This is a genomic window from Lentzea sp. HUAS12 (assembly GCF_024125735.1).
GTDB classification, from domain to species: Bacteria; Actinomycetota; Actinomycetes; order Mycobacteriales; family Pseudonocardiaceae; genus Lentzea; species Lentzea albida.
This window is the reverse complement of sequence record NZ_CP099738.1, coordinates 366,182-380,004: the sequence shown is the minus strand read 5'-3', so window position 1 is coordinate 380,004 and position 13,823 is coordinate 366,182. Positions and strand designations below refer to the sequence as shown.

11 protein-coding genes are annotated in these 13,823 nt (G+C 70.5%); 2 read left to right on the top strand and 9 right to left on the bottom strand.

The features are described 5' to 3' along the window. Positions 1–371: 371 nt before the first annotated feature. The 9 genes from ND450_RS01805 to ND450_RS01765 all read right to left on the bottom strand — a co-directional run bounded on the left by ND450_RS01805 (position 372) and on the right by ND450_RS01765 (position 12,086). On the bottom strand, positions 372–2,681 hold the full coding sequence (locus tag ND450_RS01805) for a hydantoinase B/oxoprolinase family protein (protein ID WP_253324417.1): 2,310 nt from the start codon (positions 2,679–2,681) through the stop codon (positions 372–374). Then, on the bottom strand, positions 2,678–4,795 hold the full coding sequence (locus ND450_RS01800) for a hydantoinase/oxoprolinase family protein (protein WP_253324416.1): 2,118 nt from the start codon (positions 4,793–4,795) through the stop codon (positions 2,678–2,680). Before ND450_RS01800 ends, ND450_RS01805 begins: the two co-directional genes overlap by 4 nt. Positions 4,796–4,815: 20 nt before the next feature. Next, positions 4,816–6,456, bottom strand: coding sequence for an FAD-dependent monooxygenase (locus ND450_RS01795; protein WP_253324415.1), 1,641 nt, complete (start codon positions 6,454–6,456; stop codon positions 4,816–4,818). After that, on the bottom strand, positions 6,453–7,235 hold the full coding sequence (locus tag ND450_RS01790) for an alpha/beta fold hydrolase (protein WP_253324414.1): 783 nt from the start codon (positions 7,233–7,235) through the stop codon (positions 6,453–6,455). The genes ND450_RS01795 and ND450_RS01790 overlap by 4 nt, the downstream gene beginning before the upstream one ends. Positions 7,236–7,302: 67 nt before the next feature. Next, the gene (locus ND450_RS01785) at positions 7,303–8,616 is read right to left on the bottom strand and encodes an MFS transporter (protein ID WP_253324413.1); all 1,314 of its coding nucleotides are present in this window, start codon (positions 8,614–8,616) and stop codon (positions 7,303–7,305) included. 378 nt (positions 8,617–8,994) lie between these two features. Next, a complete protein-coding gene (locus ND450_RS01780; RefSeq protein WP_253324412.1) occupies positions 8,995–9,561 on the bottom strand; it encodes a hypothetical protein in 567 nt (188 codons plus the stop codon). A 344-nt stretch (positions 9,562–9,905) separates the two neighbouring features. Further along, positions 9,906–10,655: a 3-hydroxybutyrate dehydrogenase gene (locus ND450_RS01775; protein ID WP_253324411.1), complete on the bottom strand. Its 750-nt coding sequence runs from the start codon at positions 10,653–10,655 to the stop codon at positions 9,906–9,908. Next, positions 10,652–11,518: a VOC family protein gene (locus tag ND450_RS01770; protein ID WP_253324410.1), complete on the bottom strand. Its 867-nt coding sequence runs from the start codon at positions 11,516–11,518 to the stop codon at positions 10,652–10,654. Before ND450_RS01770 ends, ND450_RS01775 begins: the two co-directional genes overlap by 4 nt. A 139-nt stretch (positions 11,519–11,657) precedes the next feature. Continuing rightward, entirely contained in the window at positions 11,658–12,086 is a 429-nt protein-coding gene (locus tag ND450_RS01765; protein ID WP_253324409.1) for an organic hydroperoxide resistance protein, read from the bottom strand. A 150-nt stretch (positions 12,087–12,236) separates the two neighbouring features. Between ND450_RS01765 and ND450_RS01760 the strand changes: the two genes are divergently transcribed. Together ND450_RS01760 and ND450_RS01755 are read left to right on the top strand one after the other, a co-directional pair. Then, positions 12,237–13,187 carry an oxidoreductase gene (locus ND450_RS01760; RefSeq protein ID WP_253324408.1) on the top strand — a complete coding sequence of 317 codons (951 nt, stop codon included), beginning with the start codon at positions 12,237–12,239 and terminating at the stop codon, positions 13,185–13,187. Beyond that, complete coding sequence (locus ND450_RS01755; protein ID WP_253324407.1) at positions 13,184–13,819, top strand: chorismate mutase; 636 nt, start codon at positions 13,184–13,186, stop codon at positions 13,817–13,819. The genes ND450_RS01760 and ND450_RS01755 overlap by 4 nt, the downstream gene beginning before the upstream one ends. Positions 13,820–13,823: the final 4 nt, after the last annotated feature.

Here is a 13,823-nt window from a genome sequence, read left to right as displayed (position 1 = left end):
TCGACTTTATGCACTCAAGTGGAAAACACCGTCCACTTGCGCGGAAGTGAGAACAACGCGTGCGGGAGCGACTCACTTCACCGTCACGCATCGACCGGCAATGCGTTTCCGCCGGGAGGGAACAGGACCCCGGAACAGCGAACTGGCCGGGGGAAGAGGTTCTTCCCCCGGCCAGTTCACCGGCGCTGCACCACGCCCAGGAGCAGCCCTAGTGGTGTGGCGCAGGAGGTTGCCGGGGGAATTCGCGGTCAGACGGGTGCATCGTGGTGCCGCCCCCACGTCCTCGTACTGGTTGTACGGGGGCGTGGGGGCGGTGCCGCGAGGCACCCTGCTGAGCGTGGATTACCTCGCCGACCTCCTGGGACGCGCCACTAGTTCCAGGCTCGGTAGTCGTCGTGCGGCAGCGGGTGGTCCACCGGGACGACCCGGGAGTTCACCGCGGTCAGACAACCGGGGCACAGCAGCTGGCGGAACACGATCTCGGCGTCGACGTATTCCGACGGGTCGTGCCAGATGTGCGGTCCCGCCTCGGTCGGCGCCGTCTCGCGGCGGGCGAGGAAGTCGAAGAACGCGCCGCCCTCGAGAGGTCCGATTCGCGTACCGCAGTGCACGCAGACGACCGTGGAGTCCACGACGGCGAGGTTGTCGTCGAGCCTGCGGGCCTCGGTCAGGTCCGCCGCGCTGATCTCCTCGGTGCCGAGCCCCGTGACGCCCGCGTCGGTCGCACGCCGCTGGCGCAGCCGCACGCGGGTCGCCGCCGTGGCGTCCGCGTCCACCTCGCCGTCCTCGGCGAGGTGGACGCCGTAGACGTCACGCGCCGCCTCGGCCGAGACGCGGGCCTGCCGCACGTCCTCGCCGACACTGTCCTCCTCGCGCAGCAACGGGTCTCCGTACCCGCCGCCCGCCTGCCAGTGCAGGTAGAGGGCGTCGCCGGGGCCGAGGTCCGACTCGCCCTCGGCGGGCAGCACCTCGACCTGCCCGCCGAGCTCGTCCAGACCGGCGGGGATCGACGTCACGTCCGCGAGCTGCGGTCCGTCGATGCCGCGCACGACGAGGTCGAGCTGCGAGTTGCCGGGGTAACCGCCCGCGAGGCCGACGTTCTGGTTCGCCACCTTGCCGTTGCCCGACACGACGAGCGACATCCGTCCACTTTGGTCCGGGTGCTGGACGTAGCAGACCGAGCCGCTCATGCCGCCGCGCTGCCGGCCGGGGCCGCCCGAGTCCGTCTGCTCGCGGCGCCACAGGGCGACCAGCGGGTAGAGGTACTCGGTCATCTCGACGTCGGGTGCCCGCGCGGAGGGGATGATCAACCGGCCGCCGGTGTCGACGCCGTCGTGGTGCACCTGGGCGCCGTAGCCGCCCGCCATGACGTCGAAGATGGGCGACACGAAGCGCTTGCTCGCCCCGCCACGAACGTCCACACCGGACACGACGCAGAGGTCGGTGGTGCCGTTGCAGATCGACTGCACGTCGGCGCGGTGGTCGGGTTCGGCGTCGAGCATCCTCGCGAGGACCTCGGCGACGAGGTTGCCCGCGCCCCACGCGGGGCCGAACGGTCCCTTGCCGACCGCGGCCGGGAAGGACGCGTTGGTGATCGTGTCCTCGTCGGTGATGATCTCGAAGCAGCGCATCAGGCCGCCCGCGGCCCACGGGATGTCCCCCGCGAGCAACGGGAGCATCGTGAACACGATGCCGGCGCGCAGGCCCGGGTAGGGGCAGTTGATGATGCCGGTCTGGCCCGTGGTGCCGCGGAAGTCGAAGACGAGCTTCTCGCCCTCCTTGGTCATGGCGACCTTGATGGCGTGCAGGTTGCGGTCGCCGGTGCCCGACTGCTCCTGGTAGCCGACCGCGGTCCAGGTGCCGTCCGGCAGGTTCGCGAGCTTGGCCCGCAACCGGCGCTCGGCGTCGTTCATCATCCGGCGCATCACGGCCTTGACCGTGTCGGCGCCGTACTTGGTGATGAGCCTCAGGATCTGGTCGCCCGCGTTCTTGTTCGCGGCGATCTTGGCGCGCAGGTCGAGGCCGACCAGGTGGGGCAACCGCGACCGGCGCACCCAGGCGTCGGCGATGTCGCGTTGCAGCACGCCTCCGCGCACGACCTTCATCGGCGGCGTGGGCACGGCCTCACCGAAGACGTCCTGCGCCGACGGGCTGAACGAGCCGGGGCGCGGGCCGCCGAGGTCGACCTGGTGGGCGATCGCCGTGGTCCAGCCGAACAGCTTGCCGTCGTGGAAGATCGGCGCGAGGATCGCGGCGTCGTTCTGGTGCAGGCCGCCGCCGATCCACGGGTCGTTGCACAGGAACATGTCGCCCTCGGCGATGCCGGGGTTGTCGCTGCGGTTGCGCAACGTCCAGGTGATCGCCAGGTCCATCGAGCCGATGAGGCCGATGTTGTAGGTGCCGACCTGGACCTGCTCGCCGAGCTCGTCGCAGATGGAGAAGTTGAAGTCGTTGGACTCGGTCACGACGTGCGAGCCCGACATCCGCCGCAGCGTCTCGCCCATCTCCTGGGTGATCGCCCAGAGGCGGTGCCGCACGACCTCGTAGGTGAGCGCGTCGACCTGCTCGTGGTCGTCGGCGATCTGGTGCAGCGGCAGGGAAGGGGAGATCTGCGCCAGCAGCTCCTCCCTCGGCATCGGGCGGCTGGTGAACTCGTCCGCGCCGGGGATCCGGGATGTCATGAGGGCTGTCCTCCCTGGTAGCGCAGCACGAGGTTGCCGAGGTGGTCGACGGTGCCGGTGACGCCGCCCGGGACCACGACGACGGTGGTGGGGACCTCGACGATCGCGGGGCCCTGCAGCACGTGGCCCGCGCGCAGCAACGAGTAGTCGTAGACGGGGGTGGGGACGAAGCCGGCCTGCGAGTCGAGGCAGACGTCCCGCTCGCCGAGCAGCGCCTCGGACGGGTCCTCGCCGTCGCCCTGGGGAACGCGCGGCAGTTCGACCGGGAACCCGAGGCTCGCCTTGGCGCGCATGCGGTAGGTGATCGCCTGCACGCCGGCCTCGCGGAAGCCGGAGCCGCTGCCGTTGATGCGCTCGTACTGCTCCTCGAAGCGTTCGAGGACCTCGTCCCCGGTCCTCTCGGTGAACGTCTCGTCCGGCACGGCGGTGGACAGTTCGGTGACCTGCATGGAGTACCGCAGGTCGACCTCGCGCTCCAGCACGACGTCGTGGAACTTCACCTTCTGCCGGTCCAGCGCGCGCTGGAGGTCGGCTTCGAGGCGCGCGTAGTGCGACTCCAGCACCGTGTGGTCGACCGGGAAGGCCGAGGGGTCGGACAGCTCGGCGCTCAGCGAGACGTCGGAGGCCGCGAGCCCGTAGGCCGAGAACGCCGACGCGACGGGACCGAGCGGGACGACGACCTCGCGGACACCGAGGTCCTGGCAGTAACCGGCGCAGTGGGCGGGACCGGCCCCGCCGAACGCGTAGGCGACGAAGTCGCGCGGGTCGAAGCCCGCCTGCACGACCGCCCGCCGCAGCAGGTCACCGGCCTGGGCGTTCTGCACCTCGTGGATCGCGATGGCGGCCTCTTCGACCGTGAGCCCGAGCGGCTCGGCCACGTGCACGCGGATCGCCTCGCGCGCCAGGTCCATCCGCAACGGCTTGCGGCCGCCCAGAAGTCCGCGCTCGCTGAGGATGCCCAGCACCAGGTTGGCGTCGGTGTTCGTGGGCCGCGTGCCGCCGTTGCCGTAACAGGCGGGCCCCGGCACGGCCTCCGCGCTCTGCGGGCCGAGGCGGAGGTTGCCGCCCGCGTCCACCGACGCGAGCGCGCCGCCGCCGGAACCGATGGTGTGCACGCGGATCGTGGCCGCGTTGATCGGGAACTGGTTCACGATCGAGCCGGGCGCCATGACGGGTTCACCGTCGACGATCAGGCCGGCCAGGAACGTCGTGCCGCCGACGTCCGTGGTGATGACGTTGCGGTGCCCCAGCTGTTCGGCCAGGCGCTTGCCGCCGATCACACCGCCGGACAGCACCGAGCCGATCGTGGTGATGGCGTGCTCGGGAGCGCGGTCGGCGGTGATGGTGCCGCCCTCGCTCTGCATGACCAGCAGCGGTCCCCTGAGGCCGCCCTCCTCCAGCTGCTTCTGCAACGGCAGGAGGTAGGTGCGCAGCTTCGGGCCCACCTGGGCGTTCATGATCGTGGTCGAGGTGCGCGAGAACTCGCGGATGCGCGGGCTCACCTCCGACGACAGCGTCACGTACAGGTCCGGCGCGATCTCGTGGATCAGCTGGCGGACGCGCTGCTCGTGCGCCGGGTTCTTGAACGACCACAGCAGGCAGACGGCGATGGCCTCCACACCTTGGTCCACAAGGGACTGTGCGACGCGGCGGACCTCGTCCTCGTCCAGCGGCACCAGGACGTCGCCCGTGTAGTCCACCCGCTCGGTGACCTCGAGCGCCCGGTACTTCGGGATCAGCGGCGCGGGCTTGCGCTGCCGCAGGGTGTCCTGGATCTCGTGCGCCGACCGGCCGAGCGTGCGGCCCTCGGCGTTCATGATGTAGATCGCGTCCCGGTGGCCCTTGGTGGCGATGAGGCCGACGTCGGCCACCTCGCCCTGGACGAGGGCGTTGATCGACGCCGTGGTGCCGTGCGCGATGTAGTCGGTCTGCGAGAGGAGCTCTCCGACACCGATGCCGAGCTCGGCGGCGAGGTCCTCGATCGCCTTCATGACACCGACCTCGCGGTTCGGCGGTGTCGTCGGTGTCTTGGCCGAGACGATCCGCCCGGCTCCGTCGGACGCGACGGCATCGGTGAACGTGCCGCCCACGTCGATGCCCAGTGCGTAAGGCATGTGCGTTCTCCTGGTGGTTCTTATCGCTGGTGGGCGGTGACGCGTCCGGTGGCCGTGTGCAGGAGCTCGTCGGGGAAGCCGTCGGCGCCGCCCATCCAGGCGACGTGCTGGTCCGGGCGCACGAGCAGCAGTGCCGCGGGGTACCGGTCCGCGTGGTCCGCGAGCACGTCGTCCGGCAGGTCGACGACGGCGAGCGGCACGCCGGTCTCCCCCGCCGCCCAGACCCACGGTGCCGTGTCGGCCCTGTTGTCCGTGCGCAGCAGGGTGAAGCCGGGCCCGAGGAGGTCGAGCACCGACCTGCCGTCGTCGAGCCAGCTGTGCGGCAACCGGAACCCGGGCTGGGCCCTGTCCTGGTAGCCGCCCATGCTGATGGCGTCCTGCTCCTCGCCCCCGATCACGAGCGGGGAACCCGCGTAGTGGTAGCCGAAGCTGAAGCCGTCCGGCGAGTAGCGCGAGGGCTCGGTGATCGCGAGCCGTTCGGCGAACTCCGCGCGGGCCTGCGCGCCCTCGTCGCCGGGCAGGTGGATGTCGGGCGAGAAGCCGGCGAGCGACTTGCGGGCCTTGGCCCCCACGGCCGCGGCGAACTGCTCCCCCACCGGCCTGCGTTCGAGCTCGTAGGCCCGCAGCAGCTCCGGCGGTGCCCAGCCCTGGCGGACGGCCGCGAGCATCCACCCCAGCGCCGCGGCGTCCTGGATGCCCGCGTTCATGCCGAACCCTCCCACCGGGATCCAGATGTGGGCGGCGTCCCCGGCGAGGAACACCCGGCCGTCCTGGTAGCGCTGGGCCACGAGCTGGCGCCCGGTCCAGCGGACGACACCGAGCACCTCGTGTTCGACGTCCGCACCGACGGCCTCGCGCAGCAACTGCTCGGGGTCCTCGGCGTCGGTGTCGTGGTCCGGTGCGAACGCGACGTGGTTGAGCCACAACGCGTCCCCGTCGATGGCGATGATCGAGGCCTGCTTGCGGCCGTGCGTCCAGTAGGTCCAGGCCCGGTCGCGTGCGGCGATCTCGCCGAGCTCCGGTGACCGGACGAAGGTCGACACGAACTTCTGGATCGCCTCGACGCCCTCGTACCGGATGCCGAGCTGGCGGCGGACGGCGCTGTGCGCACCGTCGCAGCCCACGACGTACGCGGCGCGCAGAACCCGTTGCGCGCCTTCGGTTTCCACGACGGCCTCGACGTGGTCGTCGTGCTGGCGCAGCTCGACCAGGCGGGTACCGCGCTCGATCGACACCGCGGGCAGGCCACTCGCGTGCCGTTCGAGGAGGGGTTCGAGGTACAGCTGCGAGATGCGGTGCTGGGGCTCCGGCGTCGGCCAGTCCATCATCCCGGTGCCGGAGAGCACCTCCCGCGCCGACGGCAGTTCGATGCGGTAGATCTCCTCGCCGACGAGCGTGGTCCGGTACTGGATCGACGTCGGGTGGTACGACGGCAGTCCGGCGCGCCGGATGTCGTCGGCGATCCCGAGGCGGCGGAAGATCTCCATCGACCGGGCGGAGGTCGTGTTGCAGCGCGGGTTCTCCGCGCGTTCTCCGGACGCCTCGACGACGTGGCACCGCACGCCGCGCTGGGCGAGGTCGATCGCGAGCGTCAGCCCTGTGGGGCCGGCTCCGACGACCAGGACGTCGAGCAGTTCGTCACTGCCGGGTTGCTGTGTCATGAGCTGATGAACTCCCCTACCAGGGCGCAGAACTCGTCCGGCCGGTCGATGTGGATCCAGTGGCCGGCCCCGGCGACCACCTCCAGCCGGCCGTGGGGCAGTGCGGCGGCGAGGCGCCGCGAGACCTCGACGGGTGAGACCCGGTCGTGCTCCCCGTGCAGCGCCAGCACCGGCGTGGTGATCGACGCGAGGTCGACGGCGGGTGCGTCGACGGCCGCGAACATCGACCGGAAGGCCTCCTCGGCGCCGGGGCGCAGTGCCTGGCGCACGCGGAAGTCCGCGAGCTCGTCGAGCAGGTCGCCGTGGACGCTCTCGTCGGCGACGAGCCGCGCGAGGGTGGCGCGCATGGACTCCTTCGTCGGCTCGCCGTAGAACGGGACCGCGGCGGGCAGCGGCCCGGTGCCCGCACCACCCATGACGACCGCGCGGCGGACCCGGTCCGGCGCGATGGCGAGCAGCGCCAGCGCGGCGGCCCCGCCGGCGGCGGAGTTGCCGACGAGGTTCACCTTCCCGAGTCCGTTGCGGTCGAGCAGGTCGAGGACCTGCCGTGCGCGGGCGTCGGCCCACGCCCGCGGTCCTTCGAGCCCCTCGGTCCCGGCGGCGGTGACCTGGACGCCGAAGCCGAGCAGGTCGGGCGCGACGCAGTCGAACTCCGTGCGGAGCCGGGTCGTCACCGCCGCCCAGTTGCTGACGGCGTCGACACCCGGCCCACCGCCGTGGAGCAGGACCAGTGGGAGATCGGCGCCAGTCACAGCGACGTCCTCCGTTGCGACGGACACCCGGAACCTCCTCGTTCGAGACATTTCACCATCACCCGCGCCACCGCCGGACGCACGTCGGAATCGGTCAGGCTTCCGCGACCGCACCGGCCTTGACCGGCGCGTCCACCGCGTTCGGGGTCGAACGCCCGAACCGCGTCAGGAGCAGCACCGCCGCGCCACCGATCAGCGCGGGGATCGTGAACACCTGGTACATCGAGCTCGGCTGCCAGCCCGCCTGCACGAGGTAGCCGGCGAACAGCGGTGCCAGCACGGCGCCGAGCCTGCTCACCGCGACCGCCATGCCGAGCGCCGTCGCGCGGGACTCCGCCGGGTAGATCAGCGGCACGATGACGTTGATGCCCGAGATCGTCCCGTTGAGGAAGAGCCCGAGGACCACGGCGAAGACCAGTGCGATCGCGAGCGTCCCCAGGGAGAGCGAGAACAGCACGAGCATCACGGCGGCGAGGCCGAAGTACGCCGCGGTCAGCTTCCGTGCCTCCACTTTGGACACCAGCACGCCGAGCAGCGCCGCGCCGGTGATGCCGCCGAGGCTGAACAGGATGCCGCCGCTGATGCCCTGCTGGTTGGACATGCCCGCCTTCAGCAGGAGGGTGGGCGTCCAGGAGCTGGCGAAGTAGAACGCGGTCTGCGCCGCGGTGAACGCGAGCCAGACCAGGACCGTGCGGACGGCGTTGCCGCCCTGGAACAGCGACTCCAGCGCGACCTTGCGCGACCCCGTGTCGTGCGCGGGCAGCTCGTCGACCGGCTGGCGTCCCATCGAGACGAGGATCTTGTTGAACCTCGGCAGCGCGCCGGCGGGGCGCTTCGCGACCAGGTAGTCCATGGACTCCGGCAGGAACTTCAGGCCCACCAGGAACAGCACGGCCGTCGCGACGGCGCCGAAGACGAACACGGAACGCCAACCCGTGGAGCCGACCAGCACGCTCGTGGAGAGGCCCGCGATGACCGCGCCGATGCCGTAGCCCGTCGTGATCAGCGCGACGGCCGTTCCCTTGCGCTTGTTGTTCGAGTACTCGGAGGTGAGCACCGGCAGGCTCGCCGCCATCGTGCCCACGGCCACACCCGTGACGACGCGGGCGGCGAGGAGCTGCCCGAGGTCCTGGGTGAAGGCCGCCGCCAGCATGCCGAGCGACGCCAGCGCCAGGCTGCCGAGCGTGATCTTGCGGCGCCCGATGCGGTCGGCGAGCGGCGCCAGGAACAGCGCGCCGATCGCCATGCCGGCCAGGCCACCGCTGAGCAGCACCCCCACCGACGACGGGGACAGGCCCCACTCGCGGGTGATCGCCGGGCCGACGAAGGACGTGACCAGTAGATCGAAACCGTCGACCACGTTCATGACCAGGCAGAGGGCGACTGCCTGGACCTGAGCGCGACTCATCGGTGAATTTCTGACCTGCTCGAGAACGTTCACGGGAAACCTCGCTTCGTTGCGACGGTCGTTCAGGCCCCCGAAAAAGCCCGGTCCGGCACTGTGGTGCCGATCCGGAGCCCACCCTCTGTATGTAACGCTCACTCTACAACTCGGGGCAGGCATTGGCCAGCGTCAATTGCGACGGCGGCCGTGCGACGACCCTCGGTCGGTGAGCCCCACCGGCAACGATCTTCGGTGGACAGAAGGGCCACACCGGCCGTGGCGCCTGAAAGACCTTCTCTGAACAAACGCCGAACGAATAGCGACCGCGGACCGCGGGGCGCCGGGCGGGGGTTCTCGCGAACCCCACCACCCGCGCGTCACCGCGTCGTGATCGGGAAGGGCTCAGACCGCGCCGGCCGTCGCGGGGGCCTTCTTCGCGGCGGAACCCAGGCGGATCGCCGACACCAGGAAGAAGATGCCACCGAGCGCGGCGTAGCCCGCCACGGAGGTCAGCGCGGCGTTCGGCTGCGAGGACATCAGGATGAACGAGGTACCGGCACCCACGGACAGGCCACCGCTGAGGATCATGGGCCACTGGCCGCCCATCTTGCGGCGGCCGACACCGACGACCAGCTGGACGATGCCCGAGACGATCGCCCACGCGCCCCACACCTGCAGGATGCCGGGGATGCCGGTCGTGCCGCTGGCGATCGCGATGCCGAGGGCCGCGAGCGTGCTGACGGCGACGTTGACGTACAGGCCCAGCACGTTCTGGGACTGCTTCGAGGAGCGGGCGTCGACGATGGCCGCGGCCACGTCGAACAGCGGGTACAGGATGACGAGCGTGATGACGATCGGCCCGAGCTCGGATCCGGTCACGCCCACCAGGACGGCCCAGACGAGTGCGAACGCGGCACGGACGAAGTACAACCGTCGCAGGGACGACGCGGCAGGACTGGTGGCAGTCACGGGATTTCCTTCGGTTCGATGTGGACGGCCCGGCTCATCGCGTCGTTCGCGCGCCAAGACCGAATTCCTTGCCCCACGTCCGAGGAGACGGACACCGGGGCGGTGTATAGAACGATCGCTACACCGGTACTGTAACGACGGCCCGCGACGGAGTCAAGACCGAACGTTCTATCTCATCCAGGTGGGTGATGACCGGACACCGGCCGGTGTCGCCCGTGCTGTTCGAAGCCGAGGGCCTCAGTTCCTGTTTCCGTTGCGCGACAACGACATTCACCCACCGGATCGTCCCAGTCGCTCTCGGTCACGCGCACCAGAGCGTTCCGCGCCCCGGAACGCCTCCGTCGTCAGGAGGCGCTCCAACCCCCGTCGAGGACCATCTCGGTGCCGGTGACCGAGTTCGTCTCCGGTGAGCACAGGTACGCCACCGCACCGGCGACCTCGGCCGGTTCGATCAGGCGCTTGACCGCGATCTTCGCGAGCAGCACCTCCGCCACCACGTCGTCGACGCTCAGGCCGTGCGCCTTCGCCTGGCCCGCCAACTGGTTCTCCACCAGCGGCGTGCGCACGTACCCCGGGCACACGCAGTTGCTCGTGACGCCCTTGGCCGCACCCTCCAGCGCGATCACCTTCGACAACCCCAGCAGTCCGTGCTTCGCGCTGACGTAGGCGGACTTGTAGGCGCTGGCGCGCAGTCCGTGGACGCTGGCGACGTGCACGATCCGCCCCCAGCCGCGTTCGTACATGCCCGGCAGCACGGCGCGGCTCAACAGGAACGGCGCCTCCAGCATCAGCCGCAGCATGAAGGCGAACCGCTCCGGCGCGAACTCCTCGACCGGCGACACGTGCTGGACCCCGGCGTTGTTGACGAGGATGTCGGCGTCGAACCGCTTGTCCCCCAAGCTCTTCGTGTCACTCAGGTCGAGCGGCAGCGCCTCACCGCCGATCTGCCTCGCCGTCCTCTCGGCACCGTCGGCATCGACGTCGCAGACGACGACATCAGCACCGAGCCCGGCGAGCCGAGTGGCCACAGCGGCCCCGATTCCGCTCGCCGCACCCGTGACGAGGGCACGCCGACCGGAGAGCTGGCCCGTCACGACTTGGTCCCGGCGAAGGGGTTGGTGTCGGTGTGGTGGTGTCCCCAGACGCTGGCTTGGCCGAAGTCGTGGGGGACCCAGTCGTCGTCGACTGTGATGCCGCCGCAGCCGATTTCGAGGTGGAAGCCGCTGGGGTTCTTGACGTAGAAGGAGAGGGCTTTGTCGTTCATGTGGCGGCCGAGGCTGATGGAGACGGGGACGTTGTTGGTGTGGGCGCGGTCGTGGGCGCGGCCGACGTCGTCGATGGTGGCGTGCTCGAACTCGAGGTGGTGGATGGAGGCGGTGTCCGCGGTGCCGAGAGCGATGCTGTGGTGCGTTGAGTTGCAGCGGAAGAAGAACAGGCCGGGTGAGCGGTAGTCGGTGAGCTTGAACTCGAGCACGGTTTCGTACAACTCGCGCAGTTCAGGCAGATGCGGGGTGGCGAGGACGAGGTGGCCCAGGCCGGTGATGCCGGGCCCGCCGGTGGGGCGGTCGGCGGCGACGCGGACCTTCGTCTCGCCGATGGCCAGCTCGACCCGGAACCCGGCGGGGTCGGTGAACCACCGCAGATGCGTGGCACCCCGCAGGTCCCGTTCGTCATCCGTGCCCTCGGCAACGGTGTAGCCGGCGTCGGTGAGCCGGGTGGTGAGGCGGTCGAGTTCCGCGGGGGTGTCCACGACCCAGCCGATCTCACGCGGCGAGTCCACGCTGGAGGGATACAGCGCGACGCGGTACTTGAACTCGTCCATCTCGGCGAGCGCGATCGTCTCCGTACCCGCTTTGGCATCGGAGACCCCGACACCCAGCGTGCGCCACAGCAGATCGGTCCACGCGTCGACATCGGTGACGTTCAGGCCGACGTAGCCCAGCTTTCTGATACCCACCAGGTCACCCCTCCGACATAGAGTTGTATGTAACGCTCACCATAAGACCGAGTCAGCCGATCCCCCGCCAACTCACACCCGCACACGAAGAAGACCGGGCCGGCGATCCCCCGCCGGCCCGGCCGCTACAAGGCCCCGCTCAGGCGACAGTCGCGTCCACGGTGACCGGGATGTTGCCGCGCGTGGCGTTGGAGTACGGGCAGATCTGGTGCGCGGCCTCGACGAGCTCGTCCGCCACGGCCTGGTCCACGCCGGAGAGTTCGACGTGCAGCGCCGCGCTCAGACTGAAGCCGCCCTCGGGCGTCGGGAGCACCTGGACCTCCGCGACGACCGCGGAGTCGGCGACCTGGACCTTGCGCTGTGCCGCGACGGCCTTCAGCGCCGAGTGGAAGCACGAGGCCCAGCCGGCCGCGAACAGCTGCTCCGGGTTGGTGGCGCCGCCGGGGCCGCCCATCTCCTTCGGGATCGCGAGCGAGATGTCGAGCAGGCCGTCGTCGGTCCTGGCCTGCCCTCCGGCCCTGCCGTCACCGGTCGAGGTGGCGATGCCGACGTACAGAGGAGTGCTCATGGCGGATCCCTTTCACGATCGCGGACGATCCGCGATACCGAACGTTCTATCGAGCTACATCGTGCAGACGCGGGCGCAAGTTGTCAAGACCGAACGTTCTATCTAACTTGGTGTAGAGTGAACGCTACATCCTGATCAGAGAGGACTCCCGTGCACCGCTGGTCCTTCGACGACATCCCCGCGCTGTACGGGCGCACGGCGGTCGTGACCGGGTCGAGCACCGGACTCGGGTTCGCGATCGCCGACGCCCTCGCGCGGCGCGGAGCCGAGGTCGTGCTGGCCTGCCGTGACGCGGGGCGGGCCGCCGCGGCCGCCGACCGGATCTGGGCGGGCTCACCCGGCGCGGTCGTGCGCACGTTGCTGTTGGACCTCGCCTCTCTCGCGTCGGTCCACACGGCGTCCCACCGGCTGCACGACGAGTACGGCCACATCGACCTGCTGGTCAACAACGCGGGCGGGTTCCGCCGGTGGTACTCGCTCACCGAGGACGGGTTCGAGTCGACCATCGGCGTCAACCACCTCGGCCCCTTCGCGTTCACCGGGCTGGTCCTCGACATGCTGCGGGACACGCCGGGCGCTCGGGTGGTGACGGTCGCCAGCAACGGCCACCTCAACGGCACGATCGACCCCGCCGACCTCGACCCCGAGGCGGGCCCGCGGTACCGGTTCGCGAAGGCCTACAACCGGGCCAAGCTCGCCAACCTGCTCTTCGCCCACGAGCTCGACCGGCGGCTGCGGGCGGTCGGCTCCCAGGCGATCTCCGTGGCCGGTCACCCCGGACTCGCGAGGACCGAGGGCGGGCGCGAGATGAACCGGCTCGTCCAGATCGTGCTCGACCCGAGGGTCAACCCGCTGATGTGGAAGCTCTCCCAGAGCGCGGAGATGGGGGCGCTCGGCCCGCTCCGCGCCGCAACCGACCCACTCGCCCGCGGTGGCGACTACTACGGCCCGCGCGGCCGCACCGGTCACCCCGAGCGGGTGACCTCCTCCAGCCTCTCCCACGACGCCGTCGTGCAGCGCCGCCTGTGGGAGGAGTCCGAAAGACTGACCGGCGTCACGTATCCGACGAAACGATCACGGAAGAACGAGGCAAGCAGTTGAGCAAGAGGACCCGTCGCATCGCGGTCACCGCCCTGACGGTGGCCGGCGCGATCTCGCTGACCTTCCCCCAGGCCACCGCGGCCCCGCAGGCCGCGACCCCGAACGCCGAGGTCGCGAGCAGCGCGGTCACGACCGCCGGGTCGTTCGGCAGGCTCGGCCCGCTGACAGACCTCGTCGTCGAGCGCCTCCTCGTGAGCGACGACGTGGCGGCGTCCAAGTTCGGCACCACCTCGCCGATCGAGGACCCCGTCCGCGAGGAGCAGGTGCTCCAGCAGGTGCGCGCGCAGGCCGTCGGCGCCGGGGTGGACCCGGAGGCCGCCGCGGTGTTCTTCCGGGACCAGATCACGGCGAGCAAGGTCGTGCAGAAGGGCCTGTTCGCGCGCTGGACGGCACATCCGGAGGAGGCCCCCACCACGCGTCCCGACCTGGCGCAGATCCGCGTCCGGCTCGACCAGCTGACGACGGCGCTGCTCGGGCAGCTCAAGGCCACCGAGAGCGTGCGCGCCCAGCACGTCCCGTGCACCGTGCAGCTGGTCCTGGCCACCACGTCGGCGAGCGTCCTGCAGGACCTCGACGGCCTGCACCGCGAGGCCCTCGGCTCGGCGGTGCGGTCCACGTGCGCCGCACGGTGACGCG

What these genes read in the sequence shown, in the direction of transcription:
- ND450_RS01805 (WP_253324417.1), bottom strand. Translation starts at nt 2,681, where the DNA reads ATGACATCCCGGATCCCCGGCGCGGACGAGTTCACCAGCCGCCCGATG.
- ND450_RS01800 (WP_253324416.1), bottom strand. Translation starts at nt 4,795, where the DNA reads ATGCCTTACGCACTGGGCATCGACGTGGGCGGCACGTTCACCGATGCC.
- ND450_RS01795 (WP_253324415.1), bottom strand. Translation starts at nt 6,456, where the DNA reads ATGACACAGCAACCCGGCAGTGACGAACTGCTCGACGTCCTGGTCGTC.
- ND450_RS01785 (WP_253324413.1), bottom strand. Translation starts at nt 8,616, where the DNA reads ATGAGTCGCGCTCAGGTCCAGGCAGTCGCCCTCTGCCTGGTCATGAAC.
- ND450_RS01765 (WP_253324409.1), bottom strand. Translation starts at nt 12,086, where the DNA reads ATGAGCACTCCTCTGTACGTCGGCATCGCCACCTCGACCGGTGACGGC.